10 protein-coding genes and 6 tRNA genes are annotated in these 12,647 nt (G+C 48.7%); 9 read left to right on the forward strand and 7 right to left on the reverse strand.

Annotation, left to right across the window (positions count from 1 at the left end; all coding sequences use genetic code 11):
- Window positions 1–69 precede the first annotated feature (69 nt).
- Complete coding sequence (locus ACXAGC_RS13785) at window positions 70–1,416, forward strand: class II 3-deoxy-7-phosphoheptulonate synthase (RefSeq protein WP_303574946.1); 1,347 nt, start codon at window positions 70–72, stop codon at window positions 1,414–1,416.
- Window positions 1,417–1,422: 6 nt separating this feature from the next.
- Here the strand turns inward: ACXAGC_RS13785 and ACXAGC_RS13790 are convergent, their stop codons facing one another.
- Window positions 1,423–1,764, reverse strand: coding sequence for a hypothetical protein (locus ACXAGC_RS13790; RefSeq protein ID WP_474844832.1), 342 nt, complete (start codon window positions 1,762–1,764; stop codon window positions 1,423–1,425).
- Between the two features lie 67 nt (window positions 1,765–1,831).
- On the opposite strand from ACXAGC_RS13790, the gene ACXAGC_RS13795 reads away from it, so the two are divergent.
- Complete coding sequence (locus ACXAGC_RS13795) at window positions 1,832–2,221, forward strand: DUF3224 domain-containing protein (RefSeq protein WP_303574944.1); 390 nt, start codon at window positions 1,832–1,834, stop codon at window positions 2,219–2,221.
- A gap of 196 nt (window positions 2,222–2,417) precedes the next feature.
- Complete coding sequence (locus ACXAGC_RS13800; protein ID WP_474844833.1) at window positions 2,418–4,055, forward strand: rhamnogalacturonidase; 1,638 nt, start codon at window positions 2,418–2,420, stop codon at window positions 4,053–4,055.
- Window positions 4,056–4,101: 46 nt separating this feature from the next.
- Here the strand turns inward: ACXAGC_RS13800 and ACXAGC_RS13805 are convergent, their stop codons facing one another.
- Both ACXAGC_RS13805 and ACXAGC_RS13810 read right to left on the reverse strand, forming a co-directional pair.
- Window positions 4,102–4,314 (reverse strand): DUF3820 family protein, encoded by a 213-nt coding sequence (locus ACXAGC_RS13805; RefSeq protein WP_119500860.1) that lies wholly within the window; start codon window positions 4,312–4,314, stop codon window positions 4,102–4,104.
- Window positions 4,314–6,101: an ABCB family ABC transporter ATP-binding protein/permease gene (locus tag ACXAGC_RS13810; RefSeq protein WP_474844834.1), complete on the reverse strand. Its 1,788-nt coding sequence runs from the start codon at window positions 6,099–6,101 to the stop codon at window positions 4,314–4,316. Before ACXAGC_RS13810 ends, ACXAGC_RS13805 begins: the two co-directional genes overlap by 1 nt.
- Window positions 6,102–6,287: 186 nt before the next feature.
- On the opposite strand from ACXAGC_RS13810, the gene moaA reads away from it, so the two are divergent.
- The gene (gene moaA / locus ACXAGC_RS13815) at window positions 6,288–7,256 is read left to right on the forward strand and encodes a GTP 3',8-cyclase MoaA (RefSeq protein ID WP_474844835.1); all 969 of its coding nucleotides are present in this window, start codon (window positions 6,288–6,290) and stop codon (window positions 7,254–7,256) included.
- Between the two features lie 23 nt (window positions 7,257–7,279).
- Entirely contained in the window at window positions 7,280–7,837 is a 558-nt protein-coding gene (locus ACXAGC_RS13820; RefSeq protein WP_474844836.1) for a GNAT family N-acetyltransferase, read from the forward strand.
- Between the two features lie 23 nt (window positions 7,838–7,860).
- Here the strand turns inward: ACXAGC_RS13820 and ACXAGC_RS13825 are convergent, their stop codons facing one another.
- The 4 genes from ACXAGC_RS13825 to ACXAGC_RS13840 form a co-directional block, all read right to left on the reverse strand.
- Window positions 7,861–9,486 (reverse strand): response regulator, encoded by a 1,626-nt coding sequence (locus ACXAGC_RS13825; RefSeq protein WP_474844837.1) that lies wholly within the window; start codon window positions 9,484–9,486, stop codon window positions 7,861–7,863.
- Window positions 9,487–9,747: 261 nt separating this feature from the next.
- Window positions 9,748–9,823 (reverse strand) — tRNA-Val (locus ACXAGC_RS13830).
- 102 nt (window positions 9,824–9,925) lie between these two features.
- Window positions 9,926–10,001 (reverse strand) — tRNA-Val (locus ACXAGC_RS13835).
- Between the two features lie 31 nt (window positions 10,002–10,032).
- Window positions 10,033–10,108: transfer RNA gene (locus ACXAGC_RS13840), tRNA-Val, on the reverse strand.
- 300 nt (window positions 10,109–10,408) lie between these two features.
- Here ACXAGC_RS13840 and gltX point away from each other — a divergent pair.
- The 4 genes from gltX (at window position 10,409) to ACXAGC_RS13860 (ending at window position 12,462) form a co-directional block, all read left to right on the forward strand.
- The gene (gene gltX / locus ACXAGC_RS13845) at window positions 10,409–11,818 is read left to right on the forward strand and encodes a glutamate--tRNA ligase (protein ID WP_474844838.1); all 1,410 of its coding nucleotides are present in this window, start codon (window positions 10,409–10,411) and stop codon (window positions 11,816–11,818) included.
- Window positions 11,819–11,908: 90 nt separating this feature from the next.
- Window positions 11,909–11,984: transfer RNA gene (locus ACXAGC_RS13850), tRNA-Ala, on the forward strand.
- A 136-nt stretch (window positions 11,985–12,120) separates the two neighbouring features.
- Window positions 12,121–12,196: transfer RNA gene (locus ACXAGC_RS13855), tRNA-Glu, on the forward strand.
- Window positions 12,197–12,386: 190 nt separating this feature from the next.
- Window positions 12,387–12,462 (forward strand) — tRNA-Glu (locus tag ACXAGC_RS13860).
- The last annotated feature ends 185 nt before the right edge of the window (window positions 12,463–12,647 follow it).

Consider the following 12,647-nt stretch of genomic DNA (forward strand, 5'->3'; position numbering starts at 1 on the left):
CGGCACCGGTTGTATCGTCCGGGGACATCAATTTTTCTGTGCCATCGCTGCCAACAATGAGGAGAAAGCGTGAGTAACTGGCAACCTGACAGCTGGAGATCAAAACCGATCCTGCAGCAACCTGAATACGATAATCAGGAACAAGTCGCTTTTGTAGAGCAAACATTAAGCAAATATCCGCCACTGGTTTTTGCTGCTGAGACACGTGAGCTGCGCCGTCAGCTTGGTGAAGTGTGTCAGGGAAAAGGTTTTTTACTGCAGGGCGGTGACTGTGCCGAGTCTTTTGACGAGTTTAATGCGCCTAAGATCCGTGACACGTTTAAAGTCTTGCTTCAAATGGCAATCGTGATGACTTTTGCTGGCCGTTGTCCTGTCACTAAAGTTGCCCGCATGGCCGGTCAGTACGCCAAACCGCGCTCTTCTGACTACGAAACGATTAATGGTGTGACATTGCCCAGTTACCGTGGCGATATCATCAACAGCTTTGAGTTTACTGAAGAAGCCCGTCGCCCGGATCCGAACCGTCTGCTGGATGCTTATCATCGCAGTGCGGCTACGCTAAACCTGCTGCGCGCATTTGCTCAGGGTGGTCTGGCTGACTTAAACGAAGTTAACCGCTGGAATATGGCGTTTCTAGAGAATAACCCGCTGAAAGACCGTTATTCTGACATTGCCAGCCGTATTCAGGATTCTCTGGAATTTATGAAGGTGATAGGTCTGAATGCGCTGAACACGCCTTCATTGCATGAAACAAGCCTGTTTACATCGCATGAAGCACTGTTACTTAACTACGAACAGTCTCTCACCCGTATCGACACGTTAACCGGTAAGCCGTACAACTGTTCTGCCCACATGGTGTGGATTGGTGAGCGGACCCGCCAGCTTGATCATGCCCACGTTGAGTTTTTCCGTGGTATTCATAACCCTATCGGTGTGAAAGTTGGTCCGACGATGGATGAGGATGAGCTTATCAGACTGATTGACGTGCTGAACCCGGACAATGACCCGGGGCGTCTCACTTTCATTACTCGTATGGGCGCAGATAAGCTGGAAGCGAACCTGCCGCGCTTACTGCGTCGTGTTAAAGCTGAAGGCCGTAACGTGGTATGGAGTTCAGATCCGATGCACGGTAATACGTTCTCGGCATCAAGCGGTTATAAAACCCGTAACTTCGATGCGATTTTAAGCGAAATTCGTCAGTTCTTCGCAGCCCACGAAGCTGAAGGTACTCATGCCGGTGGTGTGCATTTGGAAATGACAGGTCAGCATGTTACCGAATGTACCGGTGGTGCTTATGAAATTTCAGATGAAGATCTGAAACAGGCATACAAAACCCAGTGTGATCCGCGTTTGAACGCCGATCAGGTACTGGAAATGGCGTTTCTGGTAGCAGACCATTTACGTAAAGGCGCATAAGCCTGTCTATTTCCCGCTGGCGGCAAAAGTCGCCAGCGCTACTTCTCTTTCCTGCTCTGTTAACACACCGGTAAAAATGGTGTTTCTTCGTAACGCATTCCAGCGTGGCTCATCGCTGAGTAACTGTGCTTTGAATGCTTCCGCGTCATGTTTTAATTCCAGCATGCTGTGCCATAAAAGATAACTGCCGTAACGCAGGAGCTTTTGCTGATAACGGGCTTCCAGCGTTTCTTCTGCCTGCGCGAGCAGCACCGGATTACTTATTACCTTGTCAGCAATTGCCCGGTGGATTTGCAGTATACGGTTGTCGATATCCGCATCCCGTTGTCTTCTCGACCTTGAATACATCTTGCTACTTCTTAAGGTTGCTGTATGGTTATACAGTGTTATTCTAACTCATTACGGAGAAAGTACAATGGAAGTGCAGGGCAAATTTGATGTGTCGTTACAGCCGGTTGAAGGCTTCATGACAGCGAAAGACGGGATGAATCCCGGTCGTATGACCATAGAAAAAACATTTCACGGTGCCCTCAGTGCCACAAGCAAGGGCGAAATGTTATCCCTGATGACAGCTGTTCCCGGCTCTGCTGGATATGTGGCAATAGAAATTGTGTCCGGAACATTGAATGGAAAGTCAGGTTCATTTGCTTTGCAGCATTTCGGCGTGATGGATAAGGGCAAAGACTCCCTTATTTTAAAAGTGGTACCGGACTCCGGCACAGAAGCGTTATCTGGCCTTTCTGGTGATATGAAAATCATTCGGGAGGGTGGGGAGCATAGTTACGTATTCGACTATTCGTTGTAGACATTCCCGTGCGGGACTGCCGCTCTGCAATCATTTACAAAAGCGCAGGTACTCCCTACATATTCAGATATGGAAGTTTCTGATTATTTAAGCCGTTGTAACAGGCTGCATCAGCAGTTTCAATTGACGATAAGTTTGCTCTGTCATTAGCATGATTTTTTATGGTGGCTTTTAAATTTACCGGCGGAAGTGTTACATGCGCAGAGTGTTCTTTCAGTTGTTTTTACTTTGGGTAATCGGTTTCATCCAGAACGTGCAGGCTCATGACATGCAGGGGTACTATAACGTCAGAGACTTCGGGGCCGTTGGCGACGGTATAAGCAGGGACACAGATGCGATTAATGCTGCCATCATCGCTGCCAGCAGGGATGGTGGGGGAACGGTGTATTTTCCGCCCGGCACTTACGCGAGCTTCAGCGTTGAGCTGAAAAGTCAGGTTGATATGCACCTTGCGAATGGCGCGACGCTGCTGGCTGCAACACCGCAGGATGAGAGCGAAGGATATCTGAAACCTGAGCCCAATATCTGGGGTGAAAAATATAAGTACCAGGATTTTGGTCACAGTCATTTTAGAAACAGCCTGCTCTGGGGCGAAAATATTCACGATGTCACCATTTCCGGCAGCGGGCTGATTGACGGTAAGGGGCTGTGGAAAGGCTTATACCCGCCACTGGGGCCGGCACCTTCAGTCAATCCGGGTAACAAAACCATTGCGATAAAGGGTGGCCGGAACATTACATTCCGGAACTTCAGTATTTATCGCGGCGGGCACTTCGGGATCCTCGCCACCGCCATTAACAACCTGACCATCGATAATCTGCGCATCGATACCAACCGCGATGGCATTGATATAGACGTGTGTAAAAACGTGCGGATAAGCAACGTGGTGGTTAACAGCCCCAATGACGATGCTATCGTGTTGAAAAGTTCCTACGTGATGGGCAAAGCCATCGCTACCGAAAATGTGACTATCAGCAACAGCGTTGTCAGTGGTTACGCCATGGGTACCATGCTTGATGGCACTTATCAGCCAATGGAAGGCACTGCACCGGATGGTGACGGGGCAACGGGCAGGATAAAGCTGGGCACCGAGTCTAACGGTGGTTTCAAACGCATTGCTATCAGTAATGTGGTGTTTGATCACAGTCGCGGTCTGGCGCTGGAAACCGTAGACGGCGGCATTATTGAAGATGTCGTTGCATCCGGTCTGGTGATGAACCGGGTCAGTAATTCTCCCATTTTTATTTATAACGGTGCACGCATGCGCGGGCCGGAAAATACGCCGCCGGGTGCTATTCGTCGTGTGCTGATTAAAGATGTAACGGTAAGTCATTCTGACGGACGTTTTCCGGTGATCATTCAGGGGTTACCGGAATCGCCGGTGTCTCAGGTAACCCTGAAAGATATGTATCTGATCGCCGGCGGCGGACTGACGCGGGAAGATGTGCTCGCTCAGAAACCTGATCACATCAGCGCCTTTTTTGCCCTGAAAGAAGAGGAACCGCGACATTCGCCTTTTGATGTGCCGGAGCGTCGTGCAGCCTATCCTGAACCTGCAATGTTCGGGTTATTGCCTGCTTCCGGTTTGTACATGCGGTACGCACAGGACATAACGCTTGAAAATATCAACCTGCAGCTTGAAGCACCTGATACCCGTTCTGTGCTCGTCTTCGATAGTGTCAACGACATCACGCTGCGGAATATGTCATTGCCGGAGGGCGCGCAGAAAGACCAGATCACTGTAATTAAAAGTCGTGATATCAGATTCTCTTCCCACGGGGAGAAAACAGAGACGCTTTCAGCAGACAAAGCAACCGGCTTCAGCGGTTTCTGAATTCAGCAGGTTCTGAATGACAGACTCCGTGACGCCGGTTTTGCAGTCAGTCCTCAAGCAAGGGCTCAGCGACAGCTTCCAGCCCGTTTAATTTGATCTCGTACATCAGGGCCAGTTGTTCGCCAAGCTTTCCCTGCGGGAAGCCTTGTTTGTGAAACCACACCAGATAAGGTTCCGGCAGATAGAACAGTTTTCTGCCGGCATATTTGCCGAAGGGCATCTGTGCGTTAACTGCAGTTTTTAAGAACGCCGGATCCATTAGTTTTCCTGTTTTTGTTGTAGAGTCCAAAGGCGTGCGTATTCGCCTTGCTGCATCAGCAATTCCTGATGGGTACCCTGTTCTGCCAGTTCGCCCTGTTTTAGTACAAGAATGTTATCTGCATCTGTGATAGTTGATAACCGGTGTGCAATCATAATCGTAGTGTGTCCGGAAGCAAGCTCAGACAGGGCCTCCATGATGGCACGCTCAGCACCGCTGTCCAGAGAGGAAGTGGCTTCATCGAAAAGCAGTACGGGCGGGTTTTTCAGCACTGCACGGGCGATGGCTACCCGTTGCTTCTCCCCGCCGGAGAGTTTTAATCCCCGCTCACCCACACGGGTTTCGCCCTTCTCAGGCAATTGAGCAATAAAACCGTCAAGATGGGCGGTACGAATGGCTTGTTCGATATCCGCCTCACTGGCATCCGGGTTACCGTAGCGGATATTTTCCAGCAACGTATCGTTAAACAACACGGTGTCCTGGGGGACAATGCCCAGCCTTTCTCTCAATGATTGCTGCGACACTTTCCGGATGTCCTGTCCGTCAATCAATATGCGCCCCGATCTAGTGTCGTAAAAGCGGAAAAGCAATTTGACAAGCGTCGATTTACCGGCGCCACTGGCACCCACAATGGCCACCTTTTCACCTGGCTTGATGGTAAAACTGATATTTTTGAGGATAGGCCTGTCATCGCGGTAAGAAAAACTGACATTCTCAAAACAGATTTCGCCACGGGTGATGTTCAGTGGCGGTGCATTGTCTTCATCTTGCACTGAAGAACGGGTATCCAGCAGGGCGAACATATTGTCTATGTTTGCCATGGAACCACGGATCTCCCGGTAAACGAACCCTAAAAAGTTCAGGGGCATAAATATTTGCATGGTAAATGCGTTTATTAATACAAAATCACCGATGGTCATGTCGCCCCGTGCGACGCCGTAAGCGGCGTTTGCCAGCATGGCCGTCATTGCCACTGCGATGATGAACGCCTGACCGCCATTCAAAGCAAATAACGATAACCGGTTTTTACGTCTGGCCTGTTCCCAGTCAGCAAGGTTATTGTCGTAACGGCTGGCTTCATATGCCTCATTGCTGAAGTACTTCACTGTCTCAAAGTTCAGTAAGCTGTCTACCGCCCTTGAGTGGGTTGATGAATCTGCCTGGTTCATGGCATGAACAAAGCGCGTTCGCCAGTTTGTTGCTTTCATGGAATAAGCTACATACGCAATGACGGAGGCAAGGATAATAGTGGCAAAAGAAAGGCCATACTGAAAAAAGAGCAGGCCGGTTACAATCAGAATTTCCAGCAGGGTAGGGCCGATGTTGAATACCATAAACCGCATCAGAAAGCTGATACCGCTGGTACCACGCTCTATATCCCGCGACAAACCGCCGGTCTGACGGTTCAGATGGAAAGACAAATCAAGGTTATGCAAGTGTTTGAAAACCCGTAACCCCATACGTCGCATGGCCCTTTCAGTGACCCGTCCGAACAGCGTGTCTCTGACTTCACCAATGATCACGTTAAGCAACTTCAACGCACCATATGCAACAATTAATGCCAGAGGTACGGCAACCAGACCGGTGGCCGCATCTTTTGTGTTCAGTGAATCGACTGTGTATTTAAGTACATAGGGCAGACCGATTGCTGCAAGTTTTGCCAAGATCAGGCAGGCCAGCGCGATGGCAACGCGGCTTTTAAACTCAAGTAAATAAGGCCAGAGCTGATTCAGCACGTGCCAGCGCACCGGTGTGTCCGGTGAAACATTAAATCGGGATGGTCTCATCGTGAAAATGTGGTGTACGACTGTATGTAAATAAGAGTACCGCAAAGCGTTGCGCGCTCAAAGTTTCACGTCCAACGCATTTTTTGTGTTCATGACGACATAGTTCTTTCGTGGTAAAGTGCTAATCTGAATTGTTTCTTTCATTTTCCTGTCTTTACAGGGCCAATGCTAAGCGGGAGTGTCTTTTTGTTACAGGACAACTTTGGTCGCCGGTTTCATTATCTGCGTTTATCCATCACAGAAGCATGCAATTTTAAGTGCCAGTATTGCCTGCCTGACGGATACCACGGGCCTTCTGACGACACTTTTCTTACGCTGCCCGAGATAGACACGCTGGTACAGGCCTTTGCCGGTCTTGGCACATCCAAAATCCGGATCACCGGTGGTGAGCCCAGCCTGAGGCGTGATTTTACCGACGTGATTGCATTGTGTAAGAACACTGACGGGATTAATAAAGTGGCGACCACCACCCACGGCGGACGCCTGGCCAGAGATGCACAAAAATGGCGTGATGCCGGTCTTGATCAGGTGAATGTGAGCATTGACAGTCTTGACCCCCGCCAGTTTGCCGACATTACCGGACAGAATAAATTAACTCAGGTGCTGGATGGCGTCAGTGCTGCCATCGATACCGGCATGACTGTGAAAGTGAATTCTGTTTATCTTAAACATTTTGCCGGTAAACAACTTCAGCAGTTTAAAGACTGGTTGAAAGACACGCCGATTACGTTACGTTTCATTGAGTTGATGGAAACCGGTGATCATCCTGAATTCTTTGCACAACAACACTTATCCGGCGGTCCGCTGAAGCAACAACTGCTTAATGAAGGCTGGATGCCGGTATTGCGCAGCAAAGATGCCGGTCCGGCGCAGGAGTTTCATCATCCGGATTACGCAGGCCGCATTGGGCTCATCATGCCTTACAGCAAAGATTTCTGCGCCAGCTGTAATCGTCTCAGGGTGGCTGCAAACGGCAATTTACACCTGTGCCTGTTTAGTGAGCACGGCATTGATATCCGCCCTTATCTGCAGCAGGGTGATGTGCAGGCATTAATGGCACACTTGCAGCAGTTGCTGACTCAGAAGCACGCGACGCATTATCTGCAGGATGGTAATACCGGAGCAACGTCACATCTTGCGATGTTAGGCGGCTGATTACCGGCCGCGGGTAGCAAATCATGCACATTCCTCATACAAAAAGATTGTCCTTTCATTTTGTCACCGCAGATGACGCAGAGTTTTTGTGGTCGGTGGATCAGGATGAAGCCGTGATGAAGTACATCAATGGCGGTAAAAAAACATCTATGGAGACGATTCGGGAACAGTTTATTCCGCGGATCCGGGCGTTTTCTGATGAACCGAAAGGGTGGGGGCTCTGGCGGGTGAGTGCTCTGGAGTCACCACAGGAAGATCTGGGATGGATTCTGGTGCGGCCTTTCGGATTTTTCACCGGTGAAAGGGATGATAATAATCTGGAGCTGGGCTGGCGCTTTCACCGCAAAACATGGGGAAAGGGGATTGCCACCGAGGCCGCAGCACAGGTCAAACAGGCGTTATATGTTAACGGGACAAACCAGTTTTCAGCCATTGCACTGCCGGATAACAAGGCATCAGTAAACGTAATGGAAAAACTGGGTATGACGTTTTCGTACCGTTATCTCTATTCTGATGCAGTGTTCAATGATGAAGTCGTGGTTTACCGGCAGACACTGTTACCAGCAAAACCGGTGTGCTGAGAAACCGTCAACTGCTCAGGTGATTAAAGGCCGCTGAGACTACTTTTCACCCGGTGATAGCGGCGTTCCTGTTCATCTGTCAGAGTGGCCGACTCCAGCGTTTTCATGCAGTTGAAAATTAATTTTTTATTATCTTCTGTTTGCCTGGCAGGGTTATCCCTGAGCTCAGACGCGGTGGTTTGCAGCAGATTCAGCGCTATGGCCGGGTTCTTTGGCATAACCGTAAATGCCTGGCGGAAGGCAATAAGCGCATTGGCCACATCCCCTTCGCGGAAATAGTTTACAGCCGTGTTATTCAGCGCTTTCGGGCTTTCTGCAATCTCCCGCTTCTCCTGCTGTTGTTGCTTCAGGTAATGCATAAACAGCGCACTTTGACTTTCATCGGTAACACAACGGCGCTCAACTTCATCCAGAATCGCCAGCGCATGTTCCTGCAAGCCAACCTCATGAAAAGCTTTTGCTCTGTCCATCAGGCCTTCAGTATTTTCATGGCTCATATCGGCATTTTGTAACTGACTCAACAGCATGCGGGCTTTATCGGTTTCATCTTCAAGATAATACAGCCTGGCATCAATGACCTTGAGTTCACTATCGACCTCCGCTTTCGGAAACGCTTCTTTCATCTGACGGATAAAGTCCTGCGTTTGCCTGACCAGTTTTCCTGTCTCTGCTGCATCGGCGGTCATGGCAAAATCAATGCCGGCGCGGGCCACATTAAGGTAATTTTCAGGTTTGTCGTGAATAGAATTTTTAGCGTATTTTACCACCCGTCTTGCTGCGTCAAATTGCGCAGGGAAATCATGGGTGATCTTAGATAAATCCACGGCCTGTTTATGCCGGTGCACATTACGGGGAGAAATTGAGGATGCCAGAGTGACAGACTCCAGCGCATCATCGAACTCCTGTTGCTTTATCTGCAACGCCGCCAGTAAATCGTAGGCGCTGAGCATGGCATCCGGCTGAAATGCCAGCCTGAGGATAAGCTTTTCCGCTTCATCATCTTTATCCAGTTGCAGGTAGCAACGAACCAGTCCCAGTTTTGCCCAGGTAAAATCCTGCACATTGATGATGGCCTGATAAAAATCAGCGGCTTCTTCAAAGTGTTCACATAAAAGGAGCAATTCACCCTTTGTTCGCAGGGCCAGCGGGAAAAATTCAGCGTTTTTAGGCTCTGTCAGAAAGCGCTCAAGTTCGTCAAGTGCCCTTTCGAAATCCCCCTTGTCCATTAACGCATAAACATCTTTGAGCGCTTGTTTGCGAACCAGTACGCGACTCAGGCGTTTATCCAGCTCTTTTACCGAGAACGGTTTGGCAAGAAATTCGTCCGGTTGCAGCTCAACGATTGAATGAACGATCTCAGCAGTAGTGTCTGAAGAAATAAAAACGAACGCAGTGGTCAGGGGCAGGATCTTGTGGGCTTTGAGTTGTTCGTAGAGAAAGTAACCTTCCTTTTCTTCCCGCAGATCATACGCGCACACCACAAGTTCAAAGGTTTCTTCTTTTATCAGGCGCAGGGCTTCGTCAGCTTTATCAATATAACTGATTTGCTGGAACCCGAGTTCTTCCATTGTGTATTTCAAATATCCCTTCGCCAGGATCTGATCATCTACAATCAGAACACGAATAGCGCGGGCAAGCTTGATATTCATCGTGCGTGTTACTACCTGTCCATAGCAATACATTGTGCTGTTTTTGTATCGGCAGCATCCTGCAAAACTATTAGGAAAATCAACTGCAATAGTTAATCAGCACCTTAGCACGGTTTGAAATACAAAGAGAATGGGAAAGTTGACAGGGAAGTGGTGGACGCTTGCTGAGCATTTTTCTCAAAAGCAGGCAACGAAGTTGTTGAACCAGTGAACGGACACGTTGCTTGATATATAAATGAAACAAGGAATCTGAAAAGAAAGTGGTGGACGCTACTGGACTTGAACCAGTGACCCTCGCCTTGTAAGGGCGATGCTCTCCCAACTGAGCTAAGCGTCCGAATTTATTGCTGCAACAAATGGAAGAATTGGTGGACGCTACTGTGACTCGCAACGAAGTTGTTGAGCCAGTGACCCTCGCCGTACCAAATCCAAAGAAAATTGGTGGACGCTACTGGACTTGAACCAGTGACCCTCGCCTTGTAAGGGCGATGCTCTCCCAACTGAGCTAAGCGTCCTCTTTCTTTTCAAACAGGTCCACGTTAGAAGTGGTGGACGCTACTGGACTTGAACCAGTGACCCTCGCCTTGTAAGGGCGATGCTCTCCCAACTGAGCTAAGCGTCCGCTGTTTGTTACCTGTCCGTGCTGGACAAGTGGGGCGGTATTATAGGGTTGCATTCGATGGTGTCAACAACAAAATTACGGAAAAATGACTGCCTGATTGAATTCCGATCAATTAGCAGGGTGCTGATGTTTCTCTGTCCGGTGGGTGGCGGAATTTTAAGCACAAAGTGAAAATCCCGTCCATTATTTTGCAGTTAACCGCTGATATTAAATAATGGCACGATAGCTGGCTTTTGCCGCGCCGGATTGGCTGGTAGAATGCACGCAATTTTTACTTCCATTTAAAGATAGAGAAACTACATGTCTGTCGTAACGCGATTTGCTCCCAGCCCTACCGGCTATCTTCACGTAGGTGGTGCCCGTACCGCTCTTTATTCCTGGCTATATGCGAAAAGCAAGGGCGGGGAATTTGTACTTCGTATAGAAGATACAGATTTAGAGCGTTCTACTGATGATGCAAAGCAAGCTATTCTCGATGGTATGCAATGGTTGGGTTTAACCTGGGATAAAGGTCCTTATTACCAAACTGAGCGATTTGACCGTTATAAAGCGCTGATCCAGCAAATGTTGGATGAAGGTAAAGCTTATAAGTGCTTCATGAGTTCAGAAGAACTGGACGCGATTCGTGAAAAGCAAAAAGAAAACGGCGAGAAGCCCCGTTATCCCGGTACATGGCGTGACCGTACTGACCATCTGGAAGGTCAGCCTTTTGTTATCCGTTTCAAAAACCCGCAGGAAGGCACGGTAGTCATTAACGACCATATCCGTGGCAAAATCGAAATCAGTAATAAAGAGCTGGATGATCTGATCATTCAACGTTCTGACGGTTCGCCTACTTATAACTTCTGTGTTGTAGTGGATGACTGGGATATGGGGATTACTCACGTAGTGCGTGGCGAAGACCACATTAATAACACGCCACGTCAGATTAATATCCTGGAAGCGCTGGGTGCGCCGGTACCTGAATATGCTCACGTATCTATGATTCTTGGTGATGATGGCAAGAAGCTTTCTAAGCGTCATGGTGCTGTGAGTGTAATGCAGTATCGCGATGATGGTTATCTGCCGCAGGCGGTACTTAACTACCTGGTTCGTCTGGGTTGGTCCCACGGGGATCAGGAAATCTTCTCACTGAAAGAAATGATTGAGTATTTCGATCTGGATGCCATTGGTCAGTCTGCTTCTGCTTTTAATACTGAAAAATTGGTATGGCTGAATCAACACTACATGAAAACTTTGCCGGCCAGTGAGGTTGCTTCACGTCTGAAATGGCATTTTGATGAGATGAATATCGATTTGGCTGCCGGACCGGCATTGGAATCGGTGATTGCCATTCAGGCTGATCGTGTCAAAACACTTAAAGAGCTGGCGGAAATCAGTACATACTTCTATGTGGATTTTGAAGACTTCGATGCAAATGCTGCGAAAAAGCATCTGCGACCTGTTGCCAAAGAGCCTCTCGAGGTGGTTAAAGAGAAACTGCTGGCTATTGAAGAATGGGATCCGGAAAATATCGGTGCTGCTATTAATGCGGCGGCAGAATCGCTGGGTGTGGGAATGGGTAAAGTCGGTATGCCTTTACGTGTTGCAGCAACCGGAAGTGGTAACTCTCCGTCGCTGGATGTAACGTTGAATTTGCTCTCAAAAGCCAAAATTGAAGAGAGAATAAACAAAGCGCTTACTTTTATAGCAAACAGGGAAAATTCCTAAAAAAACCGTTGACAGGGCAGTGGGGTATGCCTAGAATGCGCCCCGCTGTCACGGAACAGTCACACGAAATACAGTGACCATTCCAAGTACGGGGCCATAGCTCAGCTGGGAGAGCGCCTGCATGGCATGCAGGAGGTCGGCGGTTCGATCCCGCCTGGCTCCACCAAATTCTTAAAGAATTTACAGTAGTCGGAAATGTATTTTCCGGTAAGTTCTTAGGTAAGGCAATAAGGTCGCTCATCTCGCGGGCTCGATTCGCCTTACTGAAAATCTCGAAAGCTTGCTTTCGAAACAGATTTTCAGTCCCCTTCGTCTAGAGGCCTAGGACACCGCCCTTTCACGGCGGTAACAGGGGTTCGAATCCCCTAGGGGACGCCATTTGTATCGCGTCACAGTCGGTTAATACTGTGAAATAGGCCGGAGTTGTTGTTTGTAGCTTGTATCAGTGAGTTACATTTAAACATCTTCAGGACTTGAAAGTCAGTAAAGCAATAAGGTCGCGCGGTTCGCAGGCTCACCTTGCCTTTACTGAAATTTAGCGAAGCATGCTTCGCTGAGCAAAATTTCAGTCCCCTTCGTCTAGAGGCCTAGGACACCGCCCTTTCACGGCGGTAACAGGGGTTCGAATCCCCTAGGGGACGCCATTTATATCGCGTCACAGTCGATTGAAACTGTGAGATAGGCCGGAGTTGTTGGTTTTAACCAGCAGCTTCAGGACTTGAAAGTTCAGTAAAGCAATAAGGTCGCGCGGTTCGCAGGCTCACCTTGCCTTTACTGAAATTTAGCGAAGCATGCTTCGCTGAGCAAAATTTCAGTCCCCTTCGTCTAG

This window comes from Alteromonas sp. AWJ4_197 (assembly GCF_056160285.1).

Coding starts and splice junctions, on each gene's coding strand:
- ACXAGC_RS13810 (WP_474844834.1), bottom strand. CDS start 6,101: ATGAGACCATCCCGATTTAATGTTTCACCGGACACACCGGTGCGCTGG.
- ACXAGC_RS13825 (WP_474844837.1), bottom strand. CDS start 9,486: ATGAATATCAAGCTTGCCCGCGCTATTCGTGTTCTGATTGTAGATGAT.
- gltX (WP_474844838.1), top strand. CDS start 10,409: ATGTCTGTCGTAACGCGATTTGCTCCCAGCCCTACCGGCTATCTTCAC.
- ACXAGC_RS13805 (WP_119500860.1), bottom strand. CDS start 4,314: ATGGATCCGGCGTTCTTAAAAACTGCAGTTAACGCACAGATGCCCTTC.
- ACXAGC_RS13790 (WP_474844832.1), bottom strand. CDS start 1,764: ATGTATTCAAGGTCGAGAAGACAACGGGATGCGGATATCGACAACCGT.
- ACXAGC_RS13800 (WP_474844833.1), top strand. CDS start 2,418: ATGCGCAGAGTGTTCTTTCAGTTGTTTTTACTTTGGGTAATCGGTTTC.
- ACXAGC_RS13820 (WP_474844836.1), top strand. CDS start 7,280: ATGCACATTCCTCATACAAAAAGATTGTCCTTTCATTTTGTCACCGCA.
- ACXAGC_RS13795 (WP_303574944.1), top strand. CDS start 1,832: ATGGAAGTGCAGGGCAAATTTGATGTGTCGTTACAGCCGGTTGAAGGC.